The organism is Streptomyces sp. NPDC020996, from assembly GCF_040641355.1.
GTDB lineage: Bacteria > Actinomycetota > Actinomycetes > Streptomycetales > Streptomycetaceae > Streptomyces.
In genome coordinates this window covers 26,508-52,436 of sequence record NZ_JBFADM010000021.1, presented here as the reverse complement: position 1 = coordinate 52,436, position 25,929 = coordinate 26,508, and the positions used below count along the sequence as shown (strand labels likewise).

At 73.9% G+C, this 25,929-nt stretch carries 17 protein-coding genes and 2 pseudogenes; 10 read left to right on the top strand and 9 right to left on the bottom strand.

Going from position 1 to position 25,929, the window contains the following annotated elements; translation table 11 throughout:
- Window positions 1-30: 30 nt before the first annotated feature.
- Complete coding sequence (locus tag AB0G63_RS17250; RefSeq protein WP_360750665.1) at window positions 31-2,187, bottom strand: SpoIIE family protein phosphatase; 2,157 nt, start codon at window positions 2,185-2,187, stop codon at window positions 31-33.
- Window positions 2,188-2,458: 271 nt separating this feature from the next.
- Between AB0G63_RS17250 and AB0G63_RS17245 the strand changes: the two are divergent.
- Window positions 2,459-3,040 (top strand): annotated as a pseudogene (locus AB0G63_RS17245) (response regulator transcription factor); the annotation flags it as partial.
- Here AB0G63_RS17245 and AB0G63_RS17240 read toward each other — a convergent pair.
- From AB0G63_RS17240 to lanKC, 4 genes are all read right to left on the bottom strand, one after another.
- On the bottom strand, window positions 2,966-5,452 hold the full coding sequence (locus AB0G63_RS17240; protein ID WP_360750663.1) for an ATP-binding cassette domain-containing protein: 2,487 nt from the start codon (window positions 5,450-5,452) through the stop codon (window positions 2,966-2,968). The pseudogene AB0G63_RS17245 and the gene AB0G63_RS17240 sit on opposite strands and share 75 nt — an antisense overlap.
- The gene (locus tag AB0G63_RS17235) at window positions 5,449-7,155 is read right to left on the bottom strand and encodes an ABC transporter ATP-binding protein (RefSeq protein ID WP_360750661.1); all 1,707 of its coding nucleotides are present in this window, start codon (window positions 7,153-7,155) and stop codon (window positions 5,449-5,451) included. Before AB0G63_RS17235 ends, AB0G63_RS17240 begins: the two co-directional genes overlap by 4 nt.
- 104 nt (window positions 7,156-7,259) lie before the next feature.
- The gene (locus AB0G63_RS17230; protein WP_360750659.1) at window positions 7,260-7,373 is read right to left on the bottom strand and encodes a SapB/AmfS family lanthipeptide; all 114 of its coding nucleotides are present in this window, start codon (window positions 7,371-7,373) and stop codon (window positions 7,260-7,262) included.
- Window positions 7,374-7,441: 68 nt separating this feature from the next.
- Window positions 7,442-10,024 carry a class III lanthionine synthetase LanKC gene (gene lanKC, locus AB0G63_RS17225; RefSeq protein ID WP_360750657.1) on the bottom strand — a complete coding sequence of 861 codons (2,583 nt, stop codon included), beginning with the start codon at window positions 10,022-10,024 and terminating at the stop codon, window positions 7,442-7,444.
- 185 nt (window positions 10,025-10,209) lie between these two features.
- Here lanKC and AB0G63_RS17220 point away from each other — a divergent pair, with 185 nt between their 5' ends.
- The 6 genes from AB0G63_RS17220 to AB0G63_RS17195 all read left to right on the top strand — a co-directional run bounded on the left by AB0G63_RS17220 (window position 10,210) and on the right by AB0G63_RS17195 (window position 16,863).
- Window positions 10,210-12,672 carry a SpoIIE family protein phosphatase gene (locus tag AB0G63_RS17220; RefSeq protein WP_360750655.1) on the top strand — a complete coding sequence of 821 codons (2,463 nt, stop codon included), beginning with the start codon at window positions 10,210-10,212 and terminating at the stop codon, window positions 12,670-12,672.
- A 176-nt stretch (window positions 12,673-12,848) separates the two neighbouring features.
- On the top strand, window positions 12,849-13,028 hold the full coding sequence (locus AB0G63_RS17215) for a hypothetical protein (protein ID WP_360750653.1): 180 nt from the start codon (window positions 12,849-12,851) through the stop codon (window positions 13,026-13,028).
- Between the two features lie 119 nt (window positions 13,029-13,147).
- A complete protein-coding gene (locus AB0G63_RS17210; protein ID WP_360750651.1) occupies window positions 13,148-14,215 on the top strand; it encodes a glucose-1-phosphate thymidylyltransferase in 1,068 nt (355 codons plus the stop codon).
- Window positions 14,212-15,195, top strand: coding sequence for a dTDP-glucose 4,6-dehydratase (gene rfbB, locus AB0G63_RS17205; protein ID WP_360750649.1), 984 nt, complete (start codon window positions 14,212-14,214; stop codon window positions 15,193-15,195). Before AB0G63_RS17210 ends, rfbB begins: the two co-directional genes overlap by 4 nt.
- Window positions 15,192-16,073, top strand: a complete 882-nt coding sequence (gene rfbD, locus AB0G63_RS17200) for a dTDP-4-dehydrorhamnose reductase (protein ID WP_360750647.1) — start codon at window positions 15,192-15,194, stop codon at window positions 16,071-16,073. The genes rfbB and rfbD overlap by 4 nt, the downstream gene beginning before the upstream one ends.
- Window positions 16,060-16,863, top strand: coding sequence for a class I SAM-dependent methyltransferase (locus AB0G63_RS17195; RefSeq protein ID WP_360750645.1), 804 nt, complete (start codon window positions 16,060-16,062; stop codon window positions 16,861-16,863). Before rfbD ends, AB0G63_RS17195 begins: the two co-directional genes overlap by 14 nt.
- Before the next feature lie 12 nt (window positions 16,864-16,875).
- Here AB0G63_RS17195 and rfbC read toward each other — a convergent pair whose 3' ends face one another.
- Together rfbC and AB0G63_RS17185 are read right to left on the bottom strand one after the other, a co-directional pair.
- Window positions 16,876-17,484, bottom strand: a complete 609-nt coding sequence (gene rfbC / locus AB0G63_RS17190) for a dTDP-4-dehydrorhamnose 3,5-epimerase (protein ID WP_360750643.1) — start codon at window positions 17,482-17,484, stop codon at window positions 16,876-16,878.
- A gap of 4 nt (window positions 17,485-17,488) precedes the next feature.
- Window positions 17,489-19,444 carry a glycosyltransferase family 2 protein gene (locus AB0G63_RS17185; RefSeq protein ID WP_360750641.1) on the bottom strand — a complete coding sequence of 652 codons (1,956 nt, stop codon included), beginning with the start codon at window positions 19,442-19,444 and terminating at the stop codon, window positions 17,489-17,491.
- 250 nt (window positions 19,445-19,694) lie between these two features.
- Here AB0G63_RS17185 and AB0G63_RS17180 point away from each other — a divergent pair, with 250 nt between their 5' ends.
- Window positions 19,695-20,195, top strand: coding sequence for a metallophosphoesterase (locus AB0G63_RS17180; protein ID WP_360750639.1), 501 nt, complete (start codon window positions 19,695-19,697; stop codon window positions 20,193-20,195).
- A gap of 72 nt (window positions 20,196-20,267) precedes the next feature.
- Window positions 20,268-22,124 carry a cellulase family glycosylhydrolase gene (locus AB0G63_RS17175; protein ID WP_360750637.1) on the top strand — a complete coding sequence of 619 codons (1,857 nt, stop codon included), beginning with the start codon at window positions 20,268-20,270 and terminating at the stop codon, window positions 22,122-22,124.
- Between the two features lie 54 nt (window positions 22,125-22,178).
- On the opposite strand, the gene AB0G63_RS17170 is transcribed toward AB0G63_RS17175, so the two are convergent.
- Complete coding sequence (locus tag AB0G63_RS17170; RefSeq protein ID WP_360750635.1) at window positions 22,179-23,435, bottom strand: YncE family protein; 1,257 nt, start codon at window positions 23,433-23,435, stop codon at window positions 22,179-22,181.
- Between the two features lie 416 nt (window positions 23,436-23,851).
- On the opposite strand from AB0G63_RS17170, the pseudogene AB0G63_RS17165 reads away from it, so the two are divergent.
- Window positions 23,852-24,040, top strand: a pseudogene (locus tag AB0G63_RS17165) (hypothetical protein); the annotation flags it as partial.
- A 44-nt stretch (window positions 24,041-24,084) separates the two neighbouring features.
- On the opposite strand, the gene AB0G63_RS17160 reads toward AB0G63_RS17165, so the two are convergent.
- A complete protein-coding gene (locus AB0G63_RS17160; RefSeq protein ID WP_360750633.1) occupies window positions 24,085-25,836 on the bottom strand; it encodes an ABC transporter ATP-binding protein in 1,752 nt (583 codons plus the stop codon).
- Window positions 25,837-25,929 lie beyond the last annotated feature (93 nt).

The following is a 25,929-nucleotide window of genomic DNA, read 5'->3' as shown; positions in this document are numbered from 1 at the left end:
CCTTCGGCGGGAGGGCCGGACCACGCCGTGTCACGCACCGCCCGGCGGCGCCGGCCACCCCTTCGTCCGGAGCAGCAGCAGCGCCACGTCGTCCAGTCGTTCCCGCGCCGCCGCGCTGTGCTGGAGCAGATGGTCGGCCAGCTCCTCCAGAGGCCGGTCGCCCGCCCGTGCCAGCTCCCGCCCCAGGGTGGTGAGGGCGGTGTCGATGTCGACACCGGGCGACTCGACCAGACCGTCGGTGTACAGGACGAGCACCGAACCGGGGGCGAGGTCCACCTCCGTCGCCGGGTAGTCGGCCGAGCCGTCGACGCCCAGCAGCGGACCGCCGGCCAGCTCCAGGACCCGCACCCGGCCGTCCGGCTCCCGCAGCAGGGGCGGCGGATGGCCCGCGCGGGCCATCACCGCGCGCCCGCCCGCCGGATCGAGCCGGAGGTACAGACAGCTGGCGAACAGGTCGGCGCCCAGGTCGATCAGCAGCCGGTCGGTGCCGCGCACGACCTCCCCGGGCGCCTGGCCGACGGCCGTGTAAGCGCGTACGGCGGTACGGATCTGCCCCATCAGCCCGGCCGCGGTGACGTTGTGCCCCTGTACGTCCCCGATCACCGCCGCCGCCCCGCCCGGGGTCGGCATCAGGTCGTAGAAGTCGCCGCCGATGTCCATGTCCTTGGTGGCGGGCAGGTAGCGCGCGGCGGCCTCGACGCCGGGCAACGGCGGCAGCGAGCGCGGCAGCAGCGCCTGCTGCAGACCGTGCGCCAGCCGGTGCTTGGCGTCGTACAGCAGGGCGCGCTCCAGGGCGTGCGCGATCAGCCCGCCCAGGCTGGTGAGGACCGCCCGCTCGTCCGGGGGGAAGGGGTGCGGCCCGGCGTAGGAGAGCACGCAGACGCCCACCGGACGCCCGGAGGCGATCAGCGGCAGGTACGCCCACGCCCCGAAACCCTCCGGTGCCGCGTACCGTGCCGGGTACAGACGCTCCAGGTCCTCCCGGGACTCGAAGAACGCGGGCACGCCGGTGTTCAGCGCCTGCGCGCCCGGCGCCCGCTCGCTCAGCGGCACTGCCTCGAACCGCTCCGCGAGATCCGCCTTCCGGTGACCGTGCTGCCCCAGCACGTGCAGCCGGCCCGCCCGGGAGCCGAGCACGGCCAGGGCCTGGCTGCCCACGGCGGGCGCGATCTCCTCCGCCACGACCCGCAGCACGTCCCGCACGCCCGCCGCCTCGGTGAGTGCGCCGACCAGCGAGAGCACCTGCGAGATGGTGACCAGCCGGGGCGGGGCGTCCCCGGTCCGCGGACCGGTCCGGTTCGTCTCCGCCACGGCCCGCGCCCGGGTGATGTGCAGGCTGATCCCCGTCCTGCCGGGGTGGAGCCGGAACGACAGCCAGTCGCCGGGCGGGCGCAGCACCACGAACGACGTGCTGTGCTGGCTCAGCAGCGCGGCCCGGTACCGGTCCTCGTACACCGGGTCGTCCAGCCAGGGCACCGCCGCCCATAACTGCGCGCCGAGCAGGGCGCCGACCGGCACGCCGATCAGCTCGGCCGCCGCCGCGTTGGCGTAGCGGACCCGCCCGTGCAGGTCCAGGGAGCACAGCCCGTACGGCAGCCGCGCCGCCATCCGCGCCGCCTCCACCGTGCCCAGCGACTCGGCGACCGCGCTCGTCGGTGCGGCCGGCAGGTCGGGCTCCGCGGGCAGCGGGCGGCTCTCCTGCAGAGCCCGCTCCAGCCGTGTCGCCAGCCGGTCGCAGGCCGCGGTCAGGTGGTTGCGGTCCCGTTCGGTCAGCTCCGGCGTGCGCGAGCCGGGCCAGATCAGGAACAGCGCGCCGTAGGGCCTGGCCGCGGTGGCCACCGGCACCGCGGCGAGCGCGAAGGGATACGGCAGCACCACGGAGATACGGGGATAGCGGCGTGCCATCTCCTCCTCACTGCCCACCCAGACCAGTCGGCGCTCGCGCAGGGCCTCGGCCATCGGGATCGGCGCGTTCAGTCCCACCCGCTCCCACGGCGCGGCGAACGCCCGGGGCAGCCCCGCCATCACCGCCATCTCCAGCACCGGCGCGTCGGCCGCCAGCAGGTACACCGCGCCGGAGTGCGCGTGGACCTCGTCCATCATCGACGCCAGCGCCAGGGAGAGCAGCGGGCGGCCCACCCGCCTCCTCGTCGACGCCGGCGCCTGCCCGTCGGACACACCGACCACCTCCTCGCACACGGCCGGGCGACGGGGTCCAGCCTCGAATCTCCCTCGCGACGGCCGGACGCGCACGGTGCGAGCGAGCCGGTCGGCAGGTGACGGGCAGGTTACCGGCACCCGGGTGCCCGCCACGCGGTGAATCCGCCGCTGTACCCCGAAGGCCCCGACCCATGCCCCTTCAGTCGATGCGTGCCGAGATGCGCGCGCGCCATGTTCGCGCCCCCGCGCAACCCGATGGCCGGTTCTGCGCGCCTGAAGACCGTCATGAGCGCCAACAATGGGGCACGCGCTCTCAACACCGTTAAACCGGCGACGGCAGGCTGAAGGGACGGCAGTGATCCGGGTACTTCTGGTGCACGACGCGTGTCTGGTGCGATCGGTCCTGGCGGAGTGGTTACGGAAGGAACCCGACTTGGCGGTGGAGGAAGCGCCGTGGCACAGCGCCCCGGGGCGGGTGCGGGCCCTGCGGCCCGAGGTCTGCGCGGCGGACCTGGAATCCTCGGACTCCGCCGCCCCGCCGCCGCTCGGTGATCTGTGCCCGGAGCTGCCGGGCCGGCCGGCCCCGAACCTGCTCGTGCTCGCCAGCGCGCACCGGCCCGGTCTGCTGAAGCGGGCGGCCGAGGCGGGCGCGCTCGGCTACGTCGACAAGGGCGGCTCGCCCCACCGCCTGGTGCACGGCATACGGCGCGTCGCCCGAGGGGAGCGTTTCGTCGACGACTCGCTCGGCTTCGGCTTCCTCAAGGCCGCCGAGATGCCGCTCACCCGGCGGGAGCTGAGTGTGCTGTCACTCGCCGCCGCGGGGGCCTCCATCGCGGAGATCGCCGGGAGCCTCCACCTGTCGCACGGGACCGTGCGCAACTACATGGCGGCCATCACGCGCAAGACCGGCGCCCGCAACCGCATCGACGCCATCCGCATATCCCAGGGGGAGGGCTGGCTGTGACCGGCCGTCGGGCGCGGGCCCCCAGCTGCCGACCAGCTCGCGGTACAGCTCCGAGGAGCGCAGCAGCTCGTCATGGGTCCCGTACGCCGTCTCCCGGCCGTCCATCACGAGCACGCGGTCCGCGCGGCGGGCCGAGCTGATGCGGTGGGCCACCACGACCAGCGTTCCGCCCGGCCGGCCGGCGAAGGCGCGTTCCGCGCGTTCCTCGGCCGGCGGATCCAGATGGCAGGTGGCCTCGTCGAGCAGGGCGAGCGGGGCCTGCGACAGGTAGGCGCGGGCCAGCGCGATCAGCTGGCGCTCGCCGGCGGACAGCGCGGCCGGGTCCACCTCGGCGTCGGGGCCGCCGAGCGCCTCGACGAGCGGCGTGAGCCCGACCGCGTCGGCCGCCGCGAGCAGCTCGCGCTCGGACACGGGCCGCCGGCGCAGGTGCCCGAGGTTGTCGGCCAGGGTGCCGGTGAACACGTACGCCTCCTGCGGGATGAGCACCCGCCGGGCCGCGGCCGCCGCCGAGGGCACCGGATGCCCGAGCACGCGGATGGTGCCGCGGCTCGGCTCGAGCACCCCCGCTACCAGGGCGGTGAGCGTGGACTTGCCGATTCCGCTCGGCCCGACGACGGCCAGGTGGGAGCCGACGGGCAGCTCGAGGTCGAGGCCGTCGATCACCGGCGCGGCGCGCGGGCCGTAGGCGAAGGCGACGGAGGAGAGGGTGAGGGCGGGGGCGGGAGCGGGAGCGGGAGCGGGGGCGGGGCCGGGGACGGTGCTGCCGGGGCGGCCGGAGCCCCTGGAACCGGCCTCGCTCCCGCCGGAGCCCGCGCGTGCGCCGGGGGCGGCAGGGCCGTCGGGGGCGTCGCGGTCGTCACCGGAGGTGACACGGTCGTCGTCGAGGGTGACACGGCCGTCATCGGGCGCGTCGCGGCCGTCGGGTGTCGTCAGCCGGCGCAGGACCACCGTCAGACGGGAGCCGCTGGTGCCCAGACCGTGGACCAGGTTGCGCAGGGCGGGCAGCAGGGACTGGGTGACGTACGCGAGCGCGCCGACCAGGGCGCCCGTGGTCACGCCGTGCGCCAGCAGCCAGGGCGCCGCGGCGAGCAGCAGCACGATCGGCAGCTGCCCGCCGACCGCGAGGGACGCCACCCGCAGCACGCCGAAGCGGGCGAGGGAGCGGGCGGCCCGCAGCTCGGCCTCCACCCGCGTGCCGGTGTCGGCGGCGATCCGCGACTGCGCTCCCGTCGCCGTGATGTCCCGCAGCCCGGGGCAGACCTCGCCCAGCCGGGCGGCGAGGGCCTCGTCGGCGGCCAGGAACGCCTCCTGCCGCCGAGCCAGCGGGCGCAGCGTCGCCGCGAACAGGGCCACGCCGGCCGCCAGCGGAGGCCCGACGACCAGCAGCAGCACCGGGGCGAGCGAGAACAGGCCGACGAGCGCGCCCGCGGCCGTGAACACGAACGCCCGCGACACCATCACCAGCCCGGCGAAGGTGTCCCGCGCGATCTCCACCTGCTGGGTGAGGCCCGACAGCGCCGCGCCGTCCGCCCGGCGCACCCCGCGCTCGACCACCCGCCGCACCAGCCGGTCCCGCAGCGGCTCGACGAGCGCCGCCACGGCCGCGTAGACGCGCGCCGTCCCGTACGCGCCGAGGACGACGCCGAGTCCGGCCGCACCGAGCCAGACGAGCCCGACGTCCGCGCGCCCCCGCAGGAACCCCTCGTCGAGGGCGCGCGCCGGGGCGTAGCCGGTGAGGAAGGTCTGCGCCGTCTCCAGCCCCGACCACATGCCGAGCCGCGCCACGACCCGCCACCGGCCGCGCAGGAACCGCAGCCCACGCGGCCACACCCCACCGCCCGCCGACCCGCCGCTCGTCACCCCACCGGTCGCCTTACCGCCGCTCGCCACTTGACCGGTCGCTGTCCCGTCGTCCGTCACCTCGCTGGTCGCTGTCCCGTCGTCCGTCACCTCGCTGGTCGCTGTCCCGTCGTCCGTCACCTCGCTGGTCGCCGTCCCGCCATCCGTCACCTCGCCCGTGGCCGCCCCGGCGCTCGTCACTCCGGCGTTCGTCGCCCCGCCGGTCGCCGTCTCGCCGTCCGTGACTGCGCCGGTCGTCGTCTCGCCGTGCGTCACCTGGCCGGTTGCCGTTCCGTCGCTCGTCACTGCGCCGGTCGCTGTCTCCCCGCTTGTCACCTCGCCGGTCGCTGTCTCCCCGCTTGTCACCTCGCCGGTCGCCGTCCCGTCGCCCGTCACCTGGCCATCCGTCACCTGGCGGTCCGTGCCGTCCATCACCTGGTCGTCCGTCACCCGGCCGTGCGGGCAGTTCGTCGCCTCGCCGTCCGTCATTCCGTCGCCCCGTCCGCGAACACGGCTCGGTACTCCGGCAGTCGCCACAGCCGTGCGTGCGGGCCCACCGCTCGCAGCCGGCCCGCGTCCAGCCAGGCCACCGTGTCCGCGCGGGCCGCGGTCGCGGCGCGGTGGGCGACCAGGAGCCGGGTGCGGCCCGAGCCGCGGTCCAGCAGCGCCCGGGTGATCCGGGCCTCGGTGACGGTGTCCAGGCTGGAGAGCGCGTCGTCGAGGATCAGCAGGCGTCCGTCGTGCGCGAACGCCCTTGCCAGGCCCAGGCGTTGGGACTCACCGCCGGAGCGGGGCGCGTCGGCGCAGGCGGTGGCGTACCCGTCGGGCAGCCGGCGCACGAAGTCGTCGGCGCAGGCCGTGCGGGCGGCCTCGCGGATACGCGCGGGGGAGGGGGAGACGAGCCCGAGGCCGATCGCGTCCTCGACCGTGGCGCCCAGCAGCGCGGGCCGCTCGAAGGCGTAGCCGACGGCCCGGCGCAGCTCCTCGTGGGTCAGCTCGCCGAGCGGTACCCCGTCCAGCAGGACCTCGCCCGCCTCTGGGTCGTCGAGGCGTCCGGCCAGGGCGGCGAGCAGCGACTTGCCCGCCCCCGAGCGGCCGACGACCGCGAGGGTCGTCCCGCCCGGCACGACCAGGTCGACCCCGTCGAGCACGGTGCGCCCGCCGCGCCGGGCGGTCACGCCGCGCAGCTCCAGCCGGCCCGGACCGGCCGGCAGCCGGCGCGAGCCGTGGACGGGGGCGGGCTGTGCGAGCACCTCGCCCAGGCGGTCGGCGGCCGCCCGGGCCCGGGCCAGGCTCGCGAACTGCCCGACCAGCACGCCGACGCCGGTCGCCAGCACCGCGTACCGGGAGGCGGCCAGCACCTCGCCGACCGACAGCCGGTGCCGCACGAGCAGCACCCCGGCCACGGCGACGACGCCGAGCTGCAGCAGCGGCGCCACGGCGACTGCCCGGGCGGCGGCCCGGCCCTGCACCCGCCACATGCGGTGCCCGGCGTCGGACAGTTCGGGCAGGGGCCGCAGCACCCGTGCCGCCTCCTTGTCCTGTGTGCCCGCCGCCCGGATCGTGCGGTGGCCGGCGACGGCCTCCGCGAGCGCGGACGCGATCCGCCCCTGCACCCGCTGGTAGTCGGCCACGCAGCGGGTGGTGTCCCGGGTGAACGCCCGCAGCAGCAGCGTCAGCACGGGCGCCCCGGCGAGGAACACCACCGCCAGCCACGGGTCGATGAGGCCGAGCGCCGCCATCCCCCCGAGCGGGCCGGCGAGCGCGGCGAGCAGCGCCGCCCGGGCGGCCGGAGCCGTCCCGGCCTGCGCCGCGTTGCCGACGAGCCGCGCCACCAGGTCGCCGGAGCCGAATCGGTCGGCGGCCCGCGGGCCCACCGCCAGCACATGGCCGGTCAGCCGGCGGCGCAGCCAGGCCGTGGTACGGGCGTCGACGGTGCCGGCGAGCACGCTCTGGCAGGCGTCGAGCAGCGCCAGCAGCAGCACCAGCCCGGCACAGGCGAACACCCAGCCGGTCGCCGGGGCGTGCGCCAGCAGCAGGTCCAGGGTCCGGCCGAGCGCGGCCGGCAGCAGCAGTCCGCCACCGGTGGCCGCCACGCTCACCAGGCACAGGGCCGCGCAGCGGGCCGCGCTGTGGCGGGTGGCGGGGCGCATCACGTCGGGGGCGTGTCCGTCCTCGGCACGAGTGGTCATACGGCCGCGGCCTCGCATCCGGGATCGCAGGAATGCGCGCAGGACCCCGGGCGGCCCCCTCCCCACGGGAGCGGACCGCCCGGAGCCTCAGGCGCTGGGTCGCGTCAGAGACAGAGCAGAACGCTCGCGGCGCTCACGCAGGAGAGCAGGCTCACCGTGCTCGCGCCGCCGTCGGTGTGCTCCTCGGACTCCATCGTCTGCAGGTCGAGCAGTGCCATGTGGGTTTCCTTTCACTGGGGTTGACCCTTGATTCCCTTGATGGGGACGGGGTTGTGTCACGACTCCGTCAGATCGCGGAGCCGCGTTCGGTGGGCCGCCGCAGGGGCGGCAGGAACGGCAGGTGTGCCTCGGTCTCGCCGTCGAGGGCCGCCGCGAGCGCGAGCAGACACCCTGCCGTTCCGGTGGCGAGGTCCATGGACAGTCGCATCATCTGGTTGCCGGGGAAGGCCAGTTGGCCCTCGTACGCCATCGCGTACCAGCCGAGCGCGTCGATCTGCTCGGCGCGGCGCCGGCCGGTGGCGTCCGGGTGCGTGGTGCGGCTGAGGTGCAGGATCATCCCGGCGCGGCCCTGGAAGAGCCCGGACTGCGCGTAGAAGCGGGACGTGGCCGCGGTCAGGATGCCGGCCCGGGCCTTGTCGAACTCGGCGTCGGCGGCGTGGGCGAGGTAGTCGTCGAGGACCATGCCGACGCCGGCACTGCCGTCGCCGAGGTACGGCAGCGTCCGCCAGCCCTCGTCGACCTCCAGTCCGCCGCCGTTCTTCTGGGCGACGCAGAGATCCAGGTCCCGGCGCAGGGCGACGGCGGCCGCGTCCAGCAGGTCCCGCTCGCCGGTCAGCTCGTACTGCCGCAGCAGGAACAGCGCCTGGCCGCTCGCGCCGCGCAGCAGTCCCGCCCGCCGCCGTTCGGCGGCCGGCTCCCCGAGCCGTCGCACCAGGATCCGCGCGGCCTCGGCCGCCCTTTCCCGCAGCTCCGGCTCACCCGTGCGGCGGGCGAGTTCCCCGAGGACCAGCCCCAGCCCGGCGAGGCCGCCGTGCAGGTCGGAGGACAGGTTCTGCCACCGCTCGGCGAGGATGCCCCCGACGATGTCCAGGGCCCGCTGCCGGTGACCGAGCAGCTCCAGGACGTGGGCGACGCCCGCGAGACCGTCGTACAGGCCGAGCGGCGTGCCGGGCGGGGCGGGGTCGGTGCGGGCCAGCAGCCAGCGCTCGCCCTCCTCGTACCGCTCCGCACCGCCCCGGGCCAGCGCGTACAGCACACCGGCCGCGCCGTGGGCGAGCCCGAGCCCGCCGCCGTCGGAGAACTGGGCGACGTCCCCCGGGAAGAGCCGGTCCTCGCGCTCCGGGGTGGCCGAGGCGAGGATCGCCTTGACCATCGAGTCCCGGCTGTGCGGCCAGTCGCCCGGCCGCACGAACGCCGGCGACCCCACGGCCGTGCCCCTGGTGATCTCCGCGACGGCCTCGTCCAGGAAGCCGGCGGGCACGTCGGGGAACTGCTCCGCGATCACCTCGGCCAGATGCGCCGCCTTTCCGCGGTCCACCACGAACAGCGTCGTGACCGGCAGGAACAGGGCGAGCCGCAGGCACGCCAGCGCGTAACGGTCGACGTCGGTGCCGGTCCGGTCGGGCGGGGCGAAGAAGCCGGGGTGGGCGACGACCTGTCGGGCGCCCTCCGCCACCGGTGCGGCCGCCTCGAAGTCGATCAGGTGCACCGACTCCTCGTCCGGGGCGACCATGATGTTGAAGACGTGCAGGTCGTTGAAGACGATCCCGCGCGCGTGCACCGCCTCCACCGCCCGCTCCACCGCCCGGTGGATGCGCACCGCCCACCGTGTGTACGCGGCGACCGCGTCCGGGTCCGGATCGGGCGAGAGCAGCGGATGGCGCAGGGCGAAGAAGGAGTTGAGCGGGCGCCCCTCGAGGAAGTCCATCACCAGGAACCGGTGGTCGCCCAGGGTGAACCAGTCCCGCACCTCCGGAACCACGCCGGTGCCCGCCACCTGCTCGAGCGCCTGCTTCTCCCGCTCCAGCCGGGCGATCGCGTCGGCCCCGTCGGCGGCCAGCCCCGCGTGCGGCCGGCCTTCCTTCAGCACGACCTTCCGGCCGTCCCGGGTGTCGGTGCCCACGTACACCCCGCCGCCGTTGGAGAAGTGCAGCGCCTTCTCGATCCGGTACGGCAGCTCGCCCACCGTCGTGGTGTTGCGGGCCTCCAGATGCGGCTGAAGGAACGACGGCAGCGTCACCCACTCCGGCACCTGGAACGACGGCGCCCGCCGGTCCGGCACCGCCCGCCCCTCGCCGTCCCGCACCGCCAACACCAGCGATCCCCGCTCGTCCACGACGTAGGTGCGCGCGAACGCGCCGTAGCGGACGTACAGCGGACCGTCGTACCAGCGCAGGTCGGTGAGGATGTACGGCCCCTCGAAGCCCTCCAGCAGCCTGCCCAGCTCGCGCAGCACGAGGTGCAGCTGCTCCTCGTCGGCCGGGTAGACGGTGACGAACTTGCCGCTCGTGTCGCGCCCCGCGTACTTGGTGTTGCGCAGGTGCAGCAGGTGCGGACCCGGCACGAACTTGAAGGGGATCCGGCGCGGCACGCAGTAGTCCCACACGATGCCGGCGATCCGCTCCGCGTTCTCCCGGGTCGCCGAGGCGTGGATCTTCCAGCCCTGCGCCGGGCCCGCGAGCGGGCTCCCGTCCGCGGCCTGCGGCGTCAGTGTCAGCCAGTCGCCGATCCGCGCCGCGTCCCAGCCCTCGGGCACCTCGCGGCGGGCCGTCTCGTACAGCGCCGTGTCCTGCCCGGCCGCGGACAGCCGGTCCGGCGTCTCGTAGAAGTGTCTGTCGGCGAGCGCGTACACCTCGTACCGCTTGTCCATCGATCCCCCCTCGGTGGGCCGGTGTCGAGACTTCCAGCCGGCCGGCGGGCCCGACAGTCACGCCTGTCACGAGTGCACGGTGCGATACGCACGGGTCAAGACCTGTTCGGTCTGTTCGAGTGCCGGGGTGCGGGACGGCCGCAGGACGTTCACGGGGGCTGCGCGGGCGCCGGATACGCGCTGTAATGACGAACGTGGTCAGTGAGGGCGCTGCGGAACGCAGAACCGGAAGCCTGCGTGCCGAAGGTGCCCTGAAGGTGCTCATGACCGGCCCGGACGCGCCCGAACGGGTGCGCCGCGTGCTGGAGCAGGCACTCGTCTTCGCCGGGGCGGCGTTCGCCGCCGTGTACGCCCCGTCCGAGGACGGCGACCTGCTGTGCCTGGCCGAGTCGGTGGGCGTGCCCCGGACCCTGTTCGGGCTCCGCGACGGCTACCCCCGCTCCGGCCGCTCCCCGGTGGCCGACGTCCACCGCACCGGCCGCCCGGTCTTCCTCGGGCCCGAGCAGGTCGCCGAGTGCGCCGACTCCCGGCGCACGCCGTCGCCGGAGTTCCACGTCGCGGTCCTGCCGGCGCGCGCCGCCGACGGGGGCGGCGGCTGCCTGGTCGCCGTCAGTGACCGGCCCGGGGGCTTCGGCGCCGAGGACCGCCGCACCCTCGAACTGGTCGCCGAGGCCGTCGCCCTGCCCGCCCCCGAGCAGGCCGCGGAGGGCGGGGCGCTGCCGCCGGGCGCGTTCGTCCTCGCCGCGGACACCGGACGGATCGAGGTCGGCGACGGCATCCTGGAACTGGTCGGCCTCACCCGGGAGGAGTTCGACGGCAAGGCCGAGACGCTGCTCGGACTGACCGTGCCGGAGGACCTGCCCGCGCTGATGTCCGTGGTGGAGGCCGACCACATGCCCGCCGGCGAGCGCGAGCTGGAGTTCCGGGTGCTCCAGCCCGAAGGCCCGCCGAAGTGGTTGCGGCTGCGCGGGCGGCTGCTGCCCGGCGGGGACGGCCGTCCGGTCCGGTTCGTCGGCACGGTCGTCGACGCCTCCACGCTGCGCTCCGACGTCACCGACGTCGCCCGGGTCCAGCGGCTGGCCGCCGCCCTGGCCACCGCCGGCACCGTCCGCGACGTCGGCCAGGCCGTGGTGGCCGCCCTGCGCAAGCCGTTGCGGGCCGACCGGATCGCGCTGGCCGAGCTGGAGGGCGACCGGCTCGTGGTCACCGTCCTCGACCCGCCCGAACCGGAGTCCTGGCCGGAGCTGTGGCGGCTGGAGTGGCGTTCGGAATGGCCCGACGCCCCGGTGCGCGCCATGCCGACCCTGGCTGCCGCGCTGCGCGAGGGCCGCACCCAGATCTGGCCCGCGGGCGCCGCCCTGGAAGCCGCCCTCGCCGGCATCGGACCCGGCGGCCTCGCCGTGCTGCCGCTGCCCGCCGGCAACCGGATGGCCGGCGCCTGCCTGATCGGCTGGGACGCCCCGCACGACTTCAGCCCCGACGAACGCGCGCTGCTCACCGCCTCCGCCGGCCTCGCCGGGCAGGCCCTGATGCGCGCCCACGCCTTCGACGCCGAGCACGAACTGGTCGGCATGCTCCAGCGCCAGCTGCTGCCCCGCCGCCTGCCCCCGCTGCCCGGCGCGGTCGCCGTCGCCCGCTACCTGCCCGCCACCGCCGGCCTGGAGGTGGGCGGCGACTGGTACGACGTGATCCCGCTGCCCGACAACCACGTCGCCCTCGTCATCGGCGACGTCCAGGGCCACAGCACCGCCGCCGCGACCCTCATGGGCCAGATGCGCACCGCGCTGCGTGCCTACGCCGTCGAGGGCCATCCGCCGGACGTCGTCGTCTCGCACGCCAACCGCCTGCTGGCCGACCTGGAGACCGACCTCTTCGCCACCTGCGCCTACGTCGACATCGACATGGAGGAGGGCTCCGCCTGGTACGTCCGGGCCGGACACCTGCCGCCGGTGCTGCGGCACCCGGACGGGCACGCCGAGGTCCCGGACGCCGAGGGAGGACCGCCGCTCGGGGTGCTCACGCAGGCGCGGTTCCCGATGAGCCCGCTCAGGCTGCAGCCCGGGACGGTGATCGCCCTGACCACGGACGGCCTCGTGGAGTCCGCCGGCTCCGACATCGACGAGGGCCTCGCCCGCCTCGCCCGCGAACTCGCCGCCTGCGACCCCGGCGATCTCGGCGCCGTCGCCGACGCCCTCCTCGGCAGCGCCCGCCGAGCCGACGACGTCGCCCTGCTCCTGCTGCGCTACGACGGCATGGCCCTGCGCCCGCTGCGCGAGACATGGACGGTCTGGCGCGTGCCGGAGGCCGCCGGACACGCCCGCCGCTTCACCCGGCGGACCCTGCGCGTCTGGGGCCTGTCGCGGGACGACCTGGACACCGCGCTGCTGGTGGTCTCCGAACTCGTCACCAACGCCCTCGTGCACACCGACGGCCGTGTCCGCCTCGACCTGACCCTGCTCGGTGGCCGGCTGCGCGTCTCGGTCGCCGACGCCTCCCCCCGCACCCCCGTCAAGCCCACCAGCATCGGCTGGGAGGCCACCGGCGGGCGCGGCATCCTCCTCGTCGAGGCGATGTCGCTGTCCTGGGGGACCGTACCGGTCAGCGGCGGCAAGCAGGTGTGGGCGGAGCTCGCGGTCGGCGGTCCGTGACCCGAACGCCGCCGCCGTACCGGCTGAAGGCGCTCCACACGGGGCCTGTGGTGTCCGTGTGCCGCGTTTGGCCGAATCCCTGCCGGGGACTCGTGAGGACACCGCGGACGAGCGGTGGGTCCCGGCCCCGTGCGGGCGGGGAGGCAGAGCGTGCAACAGAAGGAAGATGAAGTGCCGTGACGTCGCAGACCAGTGACAAGCCCGTCGACCGCGATCCCGAGACCGGCTGGCGGGAAGCCCGCCGCCTGCGGGGGAAGAGGGTCGTGCGGACCTGCGTCCCGGCCGTCGTGGACGACAGCCCCACCCGGACGGCGCAACTGGGCCCGGACTGGAACATAGTGCGGGGCGAGGACTGAACACACCCCGGACGGCAGGCGTCACCGCCGCCGTCGGACGCCCCGGCGCGGCATCGCCGTAACGAACCGGCCACATCTGTCCCGATCCCCTTGCCGGGATCGCGGCTAAGGTGAAGCAGATGAAGGCTCTCGTGCTGTCAGGCGGTGCTGGTACACGACTCAGGCCGATCACGCATACGTCGGCCAAACAACTCGTGCCCGTGGCCAACAAGGCCGTGCTCTTCTACGGACTGGAGTCCATCGCGGACGCCGGGATAACCGAGGTCGGCGTCATCGTCGGGGACACCGCCGCCGAGATCCAGGAAGCGGTCGGCGACGGCTCCAAGTTCGGTCTGGAGATCACCTACATCCCCCAGGAGAAGCCCCTGGGCCTGGCCCACGCGGTGCTCATCGCGCGGGACTGGCTCGGCGACGACGACTTCGTGATGTACCTGGGCGACAACTTCATCGTCGGCGGCATCACCGCCCTCGTCGACGAGTTCCGCCGGAACCGGCCGGACGCGCAGATCCTGCTCACGAAAGTGGCGGACCCCCGCTCCTTCGGCGTCGCCGAACTCGACGCCTCCGGTCAGGTGGTGCGCCTGGAGGAGAAGCCCGAGCATCCCAGGAGCGACCTCGCGCTGGTCGGCGTCTACCTGTTCACGCCGGCGATCCACGACGCGGTGCGCGCCATCCGTCCCTCCTGGCGCGGGGAGCTGGAGATCACCCACGCCATTCAGCACCTGATCGACCAGCACGCCGACGTGCGCAGCACCCTCATCGAGGGCTACTGGAAGGACACCGGGAACGTCGTCGACATGCTCGAAGTCAACCGGACGGTTCTGGAAGGCGTCGAGCGGCGCATCGACGGCGACGTCGACGAGGCGTCGGAGACTGTGGGGCGCGTGGTGGTCGAGGAGGGGGCGCACGTGGTGAACTCCCGCCTCGTCGGTCCCGTCGTCATCGGCGCCGGAACCGTCGTCGAGGACTCCTACGTCGGCCCCTTCACCTCCGTCGCGGAGAACTGCCGCATCACCGACAGCGAGCTGGAGTTCTCCATCGTGCTGCGCGACTCCTCGATCAGCGGGGTGGGCCGGATCGAGAACTCGCTGATCGGCCGGCACGTCGAGGTGACGCCGGCCCCCAGCGTGCCCAGCGCCCACCGACTCGTCCTCGGCGACCACAGCAAGGTGCAGATCCACACATGAATCTCCTCGTCACCGGCGCCGCCGGCTTCATCGGCTCCCGCTACGTGCGTTCCCTGCTCGACGACGACGGTCCGGGCGCGCCCCGGATCACCGTGCTGGACAAGCTCACGTACGCGGGCACCCTCGACAACCTCGATCTCGACCACCCCCGTCTCCAGTTCGTGCAGGGCGACATCCGCGACGCCGAGCTCGTCGAAAAGCTCATGGCCGACGCGGACCAGGTCGTGCACTTCGCCGCCGAGTCCCACGTGGACCGCTCGATCACCGGGGCGCAGGACTTCGTGCTGACCAACGTGGTCGGCACGCAGACCCTGCTGGACGCGGCCCTGCGGCACGAGGTACAGACCTTCGTGCACATCTCCACCGACGAGGTCTACGGATCCGTCGAGACGGGGTCCACCACGGAGGAGGCCCGACTGCGGCCCAACTCCCCCTACTCCGCCTCGAAGGCGTCCTCCGACCTGCTCGCGCTCGCCTACCACCGCACCCACGGCCTGGACGTGCGGGTCACCCGCTGCTCCAACAACTACGGCCCGCACCAGTTCCCCGAGAAGGTCATCCCGCTGTTCGTCACCAACCTCCTCGACGGCAAGAAGGTCCCCCTCTACGGCGAGGGACTCAACGTCCGCGACTGGCTGCACGTCGACGACCACTGCGCGGGCGTGGAACTGGTCCGTACCGCGGGCCGCCCCGGCGAGGTCTACAACATCGGCGGCGGCACCGAACTGACCAACAGGGAACTCACCGGCCTGCTGCTCGAGGCGTGCGGCGCCGGCTGGGACCGGGTCGAGCACGTGGCGGACCGCAAGGGACACGACCTGCGCTACTCCGTCGACTGGAGCAAGGCACGCGACGAACTCGGCTACCGCCCGCGCCGCGACTTCACCGCCGGCCTCGCCGAGACCGTCGCCTGGTACCGGGACAACCGCGCCTGGTGGGAGCCGCTCAAGCGGCGCGCGGCGCTGCGCGAGACGTCATGAGGTGGCTGGTCACGGGGGCCGGCGGCATGCTGGGCCGGGACATGACCGACGTGCTCGACCGGCGCGGTGAACAGGTGACGGGACTGGACCGCGGCGCCCTCGACGTCACCCGGTACGACGCCGTCGCCGACGCGGTCGCGGCGCACCGGCCCGACGTGGTCGTCAACTGCGCCGCCTACACGGCGGTCGACGACGCCGAGACGGACGAGGACCGCGCGCTGCGCGTCAACGGCGACGGACCGCGCCACCTGGCCCGCGCCTGCGCCGCGGCCGGCGCCCGCCTGGTCCACGTCTCCACCGACTACGTCTTCCCCGGCGACGCGACCACCCCCTACCCCGAGGACCACCCGCCCGCCCCGCGCACCGCCTACGGCCGCACCAAGCTCGCGGGCGAACGCGCCGTGCTGGAGGGACTCCCGGACACCGGCGTGATCGTGCGGACCGCTTGGCTCTACGGGGTCCACGGCCGTAGCTTCGTGCGCACCATGATGGATCTCGAAGCCCGTCGCGCCACCGTCGACGTGGTCGACGACCAGCGTGGGCAGCCGACGTGGAGCGCGGACGTCGCCGCACGCGTGGCCGACCTCGGCCCGCTCGTGGGCCGCGGGGTGAGCGGTGTCCTGCACGCCACCAGCTCCGGCGAGACCACCTGGTACGACCTGGCCCGCGAGGTGTTCCACGGCCTCGGCGCCGACCCGGACCGCGTCCGCCCGGTCGGCAGCGCGGCCTATCCCCGGCCCGCGCCCCGCCCCGCCTACAGCGCTCTCGCCCACGGCCGGTGGCTGGAACTCGGCCTGCCGCCGCTGCGCGACTGGCGTGCCGCCCTGCACGAAGCCCTGCCTCACATCCGCAAGGAGTCCCTTCGTGAAACGCCATGAGTTCCTGCGGGAACTGCACAAGGTCAGCGCGAACCGCAACTACCTGGAGATCGGTGTCAACGACGGCCGCAGCCTGAAGCTGTCGCGCGTCCCCAGCATCGCCGTCGACCCGGCCTTCAAGGTGGTCACCGAGATCCGGTGCGACGTCCACCTGGTCAAGGCCACCAGCGACGACTTCTTCGCCCGCGACAACCCCCTCGCGCACCTGCGCGGCGGCCGACACCCGCTGCGCAACCTGCGCCGCGGCCGCGCGCCGTTCGGCTACTGGCGGCGCACCACCCTGGACCTGTCGTTCATCGACGGCATGCACCTGTTCGAGTACGCCCTGCGCGACTTCATGAACGTCGAGAAGCACGCGGACTGGTCGAGCGTGATCGTCTTCGACGACATGCTGCCGCGCAGCGTGGACGAGGCGGCCCGCGACCGGCACACCACCGCCTGGACCGGCGACGTCTACAAGGTCACCGAGATCCTGGGCCGCTACCGGCCCGACCTGGTCACCGTCCTCGTCGACACGCAGCCCACCGGGCAGCTCGTCGTCTTCGGCGCCGATCCCCGCAACAGGGTGCTGCACGACAAGTACGACGAGATCATCGCCGAGTACGAGGTCCCCGACCCGCAGAAGGTGCCGGAGGCGGTTCTGGAACGGGTGCGGGCGGTCAAGCCCGAGGCGCTGCTGGAAGCGGACTTCTGGCGCCCGCTGGTGCGGGCCCGCAACCGCGGCCTGCGGCGTTCCCGCGGCTGGGAGCCCCTGCGCTCGGCCTTGGCCCGGCTCGCCGTCAGCCGCTGAACCGGCTCGCCGTCAGCCGCTGGACGGCCTGCCGCGCAGCTCCTCGTACCGGGCGAGGCAGGCCTCGTACGACGGCAGCAGCCCCGTCCGCTCGGCCTCGGCCAGCGACGGGGCCTCGGCGTCCTTCGGCGACAGCACCGGGGTGACGCCCTCGGGCCAGTCGATGCCGAGGTCCGCGTCGAGGGGGTGCACGCCGTGTTCCCGCTCGGGCGCGTAGCCGGTCGAGCACAGGTACACCACGGTCGCGTCGTCGCTGAGGGCCATGAAGGCGTGCCCCAGGCCCTCCGCGAGGAACACCGCGTGGTGGGTGCCGTCGCCGAGGCGCACCGCCTCCCACCGCCCGAAGGTGGGCGAGCCGGTGCGCAGGTCGACGACCACGTCGAGGACGGTGCCGCGCACGCAGGTGATGTACTTGGCCTGTCCGGGCGGCACGTCCGCGAAGTGCACCCCGCGCAGCACGCCCCGCCGGGAGACGGAGCAGTTGGCCTGCGCGAGCGCCAGGTCGTACCCGGTGGCCTCGCGGAACTCCTCGCCGCGGTACCACTCGTGGAAGGTGCCCCGCTCGTCCGGGAAGACCTTGGGCTCCAGCACCCACGCGCCGGTCATCTCCAGTGATCGCACGCTGTCACGCCCTTCCCGCTCGGCTCCGGTCCGGCTTCCTGCCCAGGGCGACGGCGAGCATCCGCCGCGCCCCGCGGACCAGCCGCCGTACGGCGCCGGGCCGGGGGGTCCGCACCACGCCGACCGACCGGCCGTCGCCGCGCAGGGACAGCGGCAGGGGCAGGAAGCGTGGTTCGGCGGCGTCGGGGGCCGGACACAGGGTGGTGCGCCAGGTGGCGCCGCCGAGCTCCGCGACGGGCAGCGCGGCCTCCAGCAGGGCCTCCTGCCGGGCCGGTGACAGGGTGCCGGGCGCGTCCACGGAGGCGTCCGGCGAGGTGAACCTCAGCAGCACCGCGGTCTCGCCGGGGACGTGCAGCGGCACCGGTGCGCGCAGCCTGCCGCCGGAGACGACGGTGTCGTCGGGGGAGAGGCGGTCGAGCCCCAGGCGCTTGCCGGCCCGGTCGACGTCCAGCGAGAGGTCGCCATGCCGGTCGGTCCAGTACGGCAGCACGACCCGGCCCGCGACGACACCCGCCGGCGCGGCCGCGCGGGCCTTGCGCGGACCCGGCCCGACACGGCACTCCTTGGTCCAGCCGCCCAGCCTCACCCGGGCGTGGGCGTCCCACAGCCCGCCGCGCAGCGGCTCGCCGCCCGCCGCCGCGGCCGGGTCGACGGTGGCCGACGCGCGCAGCACCAGCCGGGTCCGCTTGCCGTCGTCCCCGGCCGGCACGATCTCCCGGGTGAGCTCGACGGGCTGGAAGTACTGGGCGGCGGTGGAGCGTTCGCGCAGCAGCAGGTCCGCGGTGGCCGTGCCGAACCGGGCGAAGGAGTCCGCGCACACCCAGGCGATCGCCTCGGCGACGTCCAGCGGAGCGCCGTCCAGCGGGGCGGGCGCCGCGCCGCCCGGGAACAGCAGCGGCGTGCCGCCCGCGGTGAACTCGGCGGCGAACTCGATCCGCAGCGTGCCGTCCGCCCAGGCGACGCGGGCGGGTTCGGCCGACAGGGCGACGCCGGCCTCCCACTCGGCGAAGGCGACGACGTCGTCGTAGCGGTGGGCGGCGATCAGCGCGGCGACGACCTGCTGCGTGGGCTGCAGTCCGGCGGCGACGCCGGGGCCGAAGCGTTCCTTGGCGACGTGGTGGATCTCCTCGAACAGCCCCCGCCGGAAGTCGTCGGGCTGGGCGAGGAAGCGGCGGCCGCGCAGCCGCTCCACCATCTCCACGCGCAGCCAGCGCCGGTAGAGGCCGTCGCGCAGCGGCCCCGGCTCGGTGTACCGCTCGACGACGTCCAGGGCCTCCCGCAGGTTCTCGAAGTACCCGACCGGGTCGAAACGCTGGAAGCCGGCGTTGGAGGAGTCGTCCCGGCGCACGTGGTAGTAGCAGACGTAGTCGCTGAGCACGCTGACGTTGTCCGCGCGCAGGAACGCCTCGGCCACGAAGACGTGGTCCTCCAGCCGCCGCCGGCCCTCGGGGAAGCGCAGGCCGATGCGGTCCAGGAACTCCCGCCGGAACATCTTGTGCGGGGTGAGGCTGTCGATGAGCGGGGCGTTGGCGACGGAGGCGCGGGGCCGGTTGCGGCGGAACAGTTCCACCGGGACGGCCCGGCCGCGGCCGGCCATCTTGCCGACGACGACGTCGGCGCCGTTGGCGACGCCGTAGTCGTACATCCGCTCCAGGGCCTCGTGGCCCAGATGGTCGTCGTTGTCGACGAACATGACGTACTCGCCCCGCGCGGCGGCGATGCCGACGTTGCGGGGCTTGCCCGACCAGCCGGAGTTCTCCTGGTGGATGACGCTCACCCGGGGCTCCTCGGCGGCGAGCGCGTCGAGCCGGGCCGGGGTGCCGTCGGTGGAGCCGTCGTCGACGAAGATCACTTCGTATTCGTCGGGTGGCAGCGACTGCCTCAACAGCGAGTCGATGCAGTCCTCGATGTAGGTCCCCGGGTTGTACACGGGGATGATGACGCTGACCTTGACCGGCATCGGGCTTCCGAGCCCCCTCGGTTCACTCGCCGTGAATGATCGGATACGGGTGGCCAGATGCTAACTCCGCCGAGCGCCCCGTCCCACTCCGGACCGGCTGTGGGAGCGCCTGCCGGGGCCGCGTCGGCCCTGTGTCCTGGCCGGAGACTCCAGTATCCGGGACGTCGCGTCCCGCTCGCCCGACCGGGGGACCCGCCGCGCGCCGCCGCGGCGCCGGGGGTGATCCGGACGACGGGCCTAGGCTGCGCCTGTGCGTCTGCTCCTGATGTCCGACACCCACCTCCCCAGGCGGGCGAAGCGGCTGCCCGCGCGGCTCCTCGCCGAGATCCCGCGCGCCGACGTGGTCCTGCACGCCGGGGACTGGGTGGACACGGCCACCCTCGACCTGCTGGAGGGCCTCAGCCGCCGGCTCGTCGGGGTGTACGGCAACAACGACGGGCCGCAGCTCCGCGCACGGCTGCCCGAGGTGGCGTACGCCGAACTCGGCGGCCTGCGCTTCGGCGTCGTGCACGAGACGGGACCCGCGCGGGGGCGCGAGGCGCGCTGCGCCGCCCGGTTCCCGGACCTCGACGTGCTGGTCTTCGGGCACAGCCACATCCCCTGGGACACCACCGCCCCGACCGGACTGCGGCTGCTCAACCCCGGCTCCCCGACCGACCGCCGGCGCCGGCCGCACTGCACCTACCTGACCGCCGCCGTCGCCGACGGCCGGCTCACGGACGTGGAACTGCACCGGCTGCCCCCGGGGTAGCCGGGCGGGTCCGGACTTACCGTGGAGTCAGCAGTGTTGACTGTGTCCGGACATGGCTCGACTGTAGTGGACATGCCAAACATATGCGCTCGTCTGCTCGCCGTTCTGGTGGTCCTGTGCACAGCCGTCACGGCGACGGGTGCGCCGCCCGCCGCCGCCGCGAGCCTTCCCGGCTCGCTCTGGTTCGACGGGACGCCCCTGACCGTGGCCGACGGCCGTCTCGTCGACGGCACCGGCCGCGAGATCGTGCTGCGCGGCTACAACGTCTCCGGCGAGACCAAGCTGGAGGAGAACGGCGGGCTGCCCTTCGCCTCCGTCGCCGACGCGAGGAAGTCCGCGACCGCGCTGCGTGCCCTGGGAGGCGGCAACGCGGTGCGCTTCCTGCTGTCGTGGGCCCACGCCGAACCCGCACGCGGTCAGGTCGACACCGCGTACCTGGCCGCCGTCACCGACCAGATGCGCGCCTTCCTCGACGCCGGCATCCGCGTCTACCCCGACTTCCATCAGGACCTCTACTCCCGGTATCTCTTCGACGAGGGCAGCTGGTACACCGGTGACGGCGCCCCCGAGTGGGCCGTGGCGGCCGGGGGCTACCCCAAGGAGTCCTGCGGCATCTGCTTCTTCTGGGGCCAGAACATCACCCAGAACAAGGCCGTGCAGCAGGCGCAGTACGACTTCTGGCACAACGCCCACGGCCTGCAGGACGCCTTCCTCGCCACCGCGCAGACGGTCATGGCGTACGTCGAGCAGCATCTCAGCGACGCGGAGTTCGCCGGCGTCGCCGGCTTCGACCCCTACAACGAGCCGTATGCCGGGAGCTACGACTCGGGCCAGACCAGCCGTGCCTGGGAGCAGGGGCTGCTGTGGCCCTTCTACCAGCGGTTCCGGGCCCGGATGGACGCGGCGGGCTGGCAGGACAAGCCGGCCCTCGTCGAGCCCAACCTCTTCTGGAACGCCAACATCGACTCCCAGAAGCAGGAGGGCGGGCTGCTCGACGCCGGCACGCTCGGCTCCCGCTACGTCTTCAACACCCACTTCTACGACCAGAAGGCCATCTCCGGGATCCTGATGTGGGGCAAGGCGGCCGACGGGCAGTACACGAGCGACTTCGGCACGGTCAGGGACCGCGCCGCGGCCGCCGGGACGGCCGCGGTGGTCAGCGAGTTCGGGCACCCGCTCAGCGGCACGGTCTCGGACAAGGCGCCGACCGTCGTCAAGGCGATGTACCAGGCGCTCGACTCCCGGGTGCCGGGCGCGAGCTGGTGGTCGAAGCCGGCGGGTTCCGGCCCGGTGCTCTCCGGCACGCAGTGGCAGTGGGACATCTACAGCGGACGCCACCACGAGCTGATGAACGGCAATTCCGGCAAGGTGCTCACCTCGGGTGACGCCTGGAACGACGAGGACCTGTCCGCCGTCCGCCTCGACGACACCGGTGCCGTGACGCTGCGTCAGGACGCCCGGCTGCTGGACCGGCTCTACCCGAGCGCCACCTCCGGCGCGACGGCCGCCTTCACCTACGAGGACCGCTCCCGCGACGGCTCCACGACCCTGACCTGGAACCCGGTGCCGAGCTCGCTGCCGAACGTGGCCCAGCTCGTGGGATCCGGACGGTACGGGCTGCTGGTGTGGCGCTCGGGCAGCGGCTCGGCGCCCACCGAGCTGCACCTGCCGGCGTCGTTCCCCACGTCCGCCACCACCGTGGTCTCCGACCTGGGCACGGTGTACGCCCCGCCGGAGTACACCGCGGCGACCCCCGTCGCGGTCGCCGCGGAACCGGGCGGCACGGGCAGCCGGCGGCTGCTGCTCACCGACTCCGACGCGGGCGTTCTGCACTACGCGCTGGTGACCGACGGCGCCTCCGCGCCGTCGGCGGCCCTGCTGGGCGCGGCGCGGTCGGAACTGTCGGCGTGGGCGGCGGCGCGGTTCTGACGCACGGAGGTCCCGGGCCCGGCCCGGGACCCCCCGCACGTGCCGGCCGGCTCGTCAGCCCGCCGACGGCCCCGTCCAGTCCGCCTGCACGTGGCCCAGGCGCACCCGCTGCGGGTGGTCGCCGACGGGGACGGACAGGACCTTCTTGCCGGTGGCGAAGTCGATGGCGGTGACCTGGTCGGCGCCGCTCTCGGAGACGATGCAGTCCTTGCCGTCGCCGCTGACGGTGGCCCAGTACGGCTTGGAGGCGGTCACCAGCTCGCCCTCCTGGAGGCTGGCCCGGTCGACGACCGTCGCGTAGTCGTCCATCGTGCCCGCGACGCACAGCTTGGCGCCGTCCGGGCTCATCGAGATGCCGTGGTGGCGCGAGTCGTTGACCCAGGTGGTGCGGTCCTCGCTGGTCGCCGGGTTCTTCGGCAGCGTCTTCACCCGGGTGATCTTGTCGGCGGCGACGTCGTACTCCAGGAAGCCGTTGAAGAAGGAGACCTGGAAGTACAGCTTGGACTCGTCGGGGGAGAAGACCGCCGGACGGACCGCGTCCGAGAAGTTCTTCAGGCCGATGGCGTCCAGCCGGTCGCGCATGTCGATGACCTTGACCTGCTTGTACGTCGTCGCGTCCACGACCGTGATGTGCCGGTCGCCCTTCGTCCAGTCCGCGGACGGGTCGTCGAGCGAGGTGTTCACGTCGCCGATCGACATGTTCCAGATGTACTTGCCGTCCTTGGTGAAGATGTTCTCGTGCGGCTTGTCGCCGGTCGAGAACTTGCCCAGCTGCTTGCCGGTGGCGATGTCCAGCACGTGCACGGTGTTCGCGGTCGACGCGGACACCGCCACCCGGGTGCCGTCGGGGGAGACGGCCATGTGGTCGCTGCGGTAACCGGACACCGCGAAACGCCAGTTGATCTTCCCGGTGGACAGGTCGATCGACACGACGTCGGCGAAACTCGGCCGGGACACCACGACCGACTTGCCGTCCGGCGTGGAGTACATGTCGTCGACGAACTGGTCGTGCCCCTCGCCGACGCCGTTGCGGATCGCCATGAAGTAGATCCACTTGATCGGATCGGCGTTGATCTCCGCCATCCGCTGGGCCTTGTCGGGTACGACATTGATCCGGCCGACCTTGGCGAAGTCGCCGGTGGACTTGATGACGTCGGCGGTTCCGTCCCAGTTGTTGCCGACGAACATCACCTCGCGCAGGCCGGCGGAGGAGGCGTCCGTGGCGGCCGTGGCTGCGGTGGCGGGAGCGGCGACGGTCAGCGCGAGGGCGGCGGCCACGGAACAAAGGTGCCTGGTTCTGAAAGCAGGCATGACGGCTCTCTCCTCTGGAGTGGGGTGATGGGAGCATGCCGAAGTGCGGCTCGGCTGCACACTGAACATGAGGCACGTTCAGATTTGTACTTACTGGAAAGTAAGGAAGGGGACCCCCGCTCCACAAGACTGTGTGCACGACAAAATCATCCGACCGGCCGAGGAGGCCGAACTCGCGCCGGAGAACGGCCACTTCGCATGCTGAAGGCAGTGGGCGCTGTCGTAGCGCCGCGCTGTCGGCACGGCTGGAGCACGACCGCCACGATCACGGCCGTGGCCACGGCCGCGGCGCACGCCAGCAGCCAGCCCGCCGGCAGGCGGCGCCGCAGGCCGCGGTACCTCTCCTCGTCCTCGCCCCGCACCTCACGCGCACGCCGGGCCGTGTGCCCCCGGCCGGAGCGGACGAGTTCGAGGCGGGCCGGGTGACCGACCGGCTCGGCCGGCGCGGGCAGGCGTACGTGTACGACGCCTCCGGCGCCCGCCGGATGCTCATCATGGACCCGGCCACCGGCGCAGTCCTGGGCATGGAGACCACCTTCACCCGCGACCAGGCCGAGTACGGCGTCGAGGCCGGCGACGTCATGGCTGACAGCGCCTGGATGCGCTGGTCACGCCCGGTCCGGGCGGCCGGCCGGGGCCGTGAGAAGCCTCAGGACGTCGCCAGGAACTGCGTCGCCGCCAGTTCCGCGTACAGCGGGTCGGCGGCCACCAGTTCCCGGTGCGTGCCCACCGCACGCACCCGGCCCGCGTCCATGACGACGATCCGGTCCGCCATCGTCACCGTGGAGAGGCGGTGCGCGACGACGAGCACCGTGGTGGTCCGCGCGACGTCGGCCACGGTGTCGCGCAGCGCCGCCTCGTTCACCGCGTCCAGCTGCGAGGTCGCCTCGTCCAGGAGCAGCAGCCGCGGACGGCGCAGCAGCGCGCGGGCGATGGCGACGCGCTGCCGCTCACCGCCCGACAGCTTGGTGCCCCGGTGTCCCACCAGCGTGTCGAGCCCGGCCGGCAGCCGGGCGACCAGACCGTCGAGGCGGGTCGTCTTCAGCACCCGCGCGACATCCCCGTCGTCCGCCTCCGGATTGCCGAGCAGCAGGTTGTCCCGCAGCGAACCCGACAGGACCGGAGCGTCCTGCTCCACGTAGCCGATCGCCGAACGCAGCCGCGGCAGCTCCCAGTCGGCGACGTCGCGGCCGTCGAGGGTGACGGTCCCGGACTCGGGGTCGTAGAACCGCTCGATGAGGGAGAACACCGTGGTCTTGCCCGCGCCGGACGGGCCCACGAACGCGGTCATCCCCCGGGCGGGCACGGTGAACGTCACCCCGTGGTGGACGTACGGGAGGTCGTCGGCGTACCGGAAGCGGACGTCGTCGAAGGCCACCGCGGCCGGCTCGGCGTCCGCCGTGGGCAGCGGCGCGGGGGCGGCCGCCGGCTCGGCGGGCAGCCGCAGCGCCTCCTGGATCCGGGCGAGGGCCGCGGCGCCCGTCTGGTACTGGGTGACCGCCCCGACCACCGCCTGGATCGGCGACATCAGGTAGAAGACGTACAGCAGGAACGCCACCAGCGTGCCCACGTCGATCGAGCCGGTCGCCACCCGCGCCCCGCCCACCGCGAGCACCGTGATGAACGCGATCTGCATCGCCAGTCCCGCCGTGTTGCCGGCCGCCGCCGACCACTTCGCGGCCCGCACGCTCTGCCGCCACGACTCCTCGGCCGCCGCGTGCAGCGTGTGTTCCTCCCGCTGCTCGGCGCCGGACGCCTTCACCGTGCGCAGCGCGCCGAGGATCCGCTCCAGCGAGGCGCCCATCACGCCCACCGCGTCCTGCGCCTGCCGGCTGGCCCGGTTGATGCGCGGCACGATCACCCCGAGCACCGTGCCCGCCAGCAGGATCACGGCCAGGGTGACCCCGAGCAGCACCGGGTCCACCAGCGCCATCATCGCCACGGTCGCCAGCAGCGTCAGCCCGCCCGTGCCCAGGCCGACGAGCGATTCGGTGGTGACCTGGCGCAGCAGGGTGGTGTCGGAGGTGATACGCGCCATCAGGTCGCCCGGCTCGCTGCGGTCGACGGCCGGGACCCGCAGCCGCAGCAGGTACGACGACAGGGCCCGCCGCGCCCCGAGCACCACGGACTCGGCGGTGCGCCGCAGCACGTACGAACCCAGCGCCCCCACCGCCGCGTTGGCGACCACGAGAACCGACATGGTCACCAGCGCGCCGGTGATCGCCCGGTCGTGGGAGAGGTCGTCGATCAGTCCCTTGGCCACCAGCGGCAGCAGCAGGCCGGTGGCCCCGGTCACGAGCGACAGCACGGCACCCGCCAGCAGGGCCCACCGGTGCGGCCGTACGTATCCGAACAGCAGCCGCCAGGCGGGCGGACCGGGCTGGGCCTCTGCGATGCTCACGGCACTCCTTCGGCGGGCGGGCGGAAGGCATCAGGCTACGTGGGCGGCGCTCGCCCGGGTCGTGCGGGATCTCCGCCGGCGCTCCACGCCGTG

Coding starts and splice junctions, on each gene's coding strand:
- AB0G63_RS17240 (WP_360750663.1), bottom strand. CDS start 5,452: ATGACGGACGGCGAGGCGACGAACTGCCCGCACGGCCGGGTGACGGAC.
- AB0G63_RS17235 (WP_360750661.1), bottom strand. CDS start 7,155: ATGACCACTCGTGCCGAGGACGGACACGCCCCCGACGTGATGCGCCCC.
- AB0G63_RS17230 (WP_360750659.1), bottom strand. CDS start 7,373: ATGGCACTGCTCGACCTGCAGACGATGGAGTCCGAGGAGCACACCGAC.
- lanKC (WP_360750657.1), bottom strand. CDS start 10,024: ATGGACAAGCGGTACGAGGTGTACGCGCTCGCCGACAGACACTTCTAC.
- AB0G63_RS17220 (WP_360750655.1), top strand. CDS start 10,210: ATGACGAACGTGGTCAGTGAGGGCGCTGCGGAACGCAGAACCGGAAGC.
- AB0G63_RS17210 (WP_360750651.1), top strand. CDS start 13,148: ATGAAGGCTCTCGTGCTGTCAGGCGGTGCTGGTACACGACTCAGGCCG.
- rfbB (WP_360750649.1), top strand. CDS start 14,212: ATGAATCTCCTCGTCACCGGCGCCGCCGGCTTCATCGGCTCCCGCTAC.
- rfbD (WP_360750647.1), top strand. CDS start 15,192: ATGAGGTGGCTGGTCACGGGGGCCGGCGGCATGCTGGGCCGGGACATG.
- AB0G63_RS17185 (WP_360750641.1), bottom strand. CDS start 19,444: ATGCCGGTCAAGGTCAGCGTCATCATCCCCGTGTACAACCCGGGGACC.
- AB0G63_RS17175 (WP_360750637.1), top strand. CDS start 20,268: ATGCCAAACATATGCGCTCGTCTGCTCGCCGTTCTGGTGGTCCTGTGC.
- AB0G63_RS17170 (WP_360750635.1), bottom strand. CDS start 23,435: ATGCCTGCTTTCAGAACCAGGCACCTTTGTTCCGTGGCCGCCGCCCTC.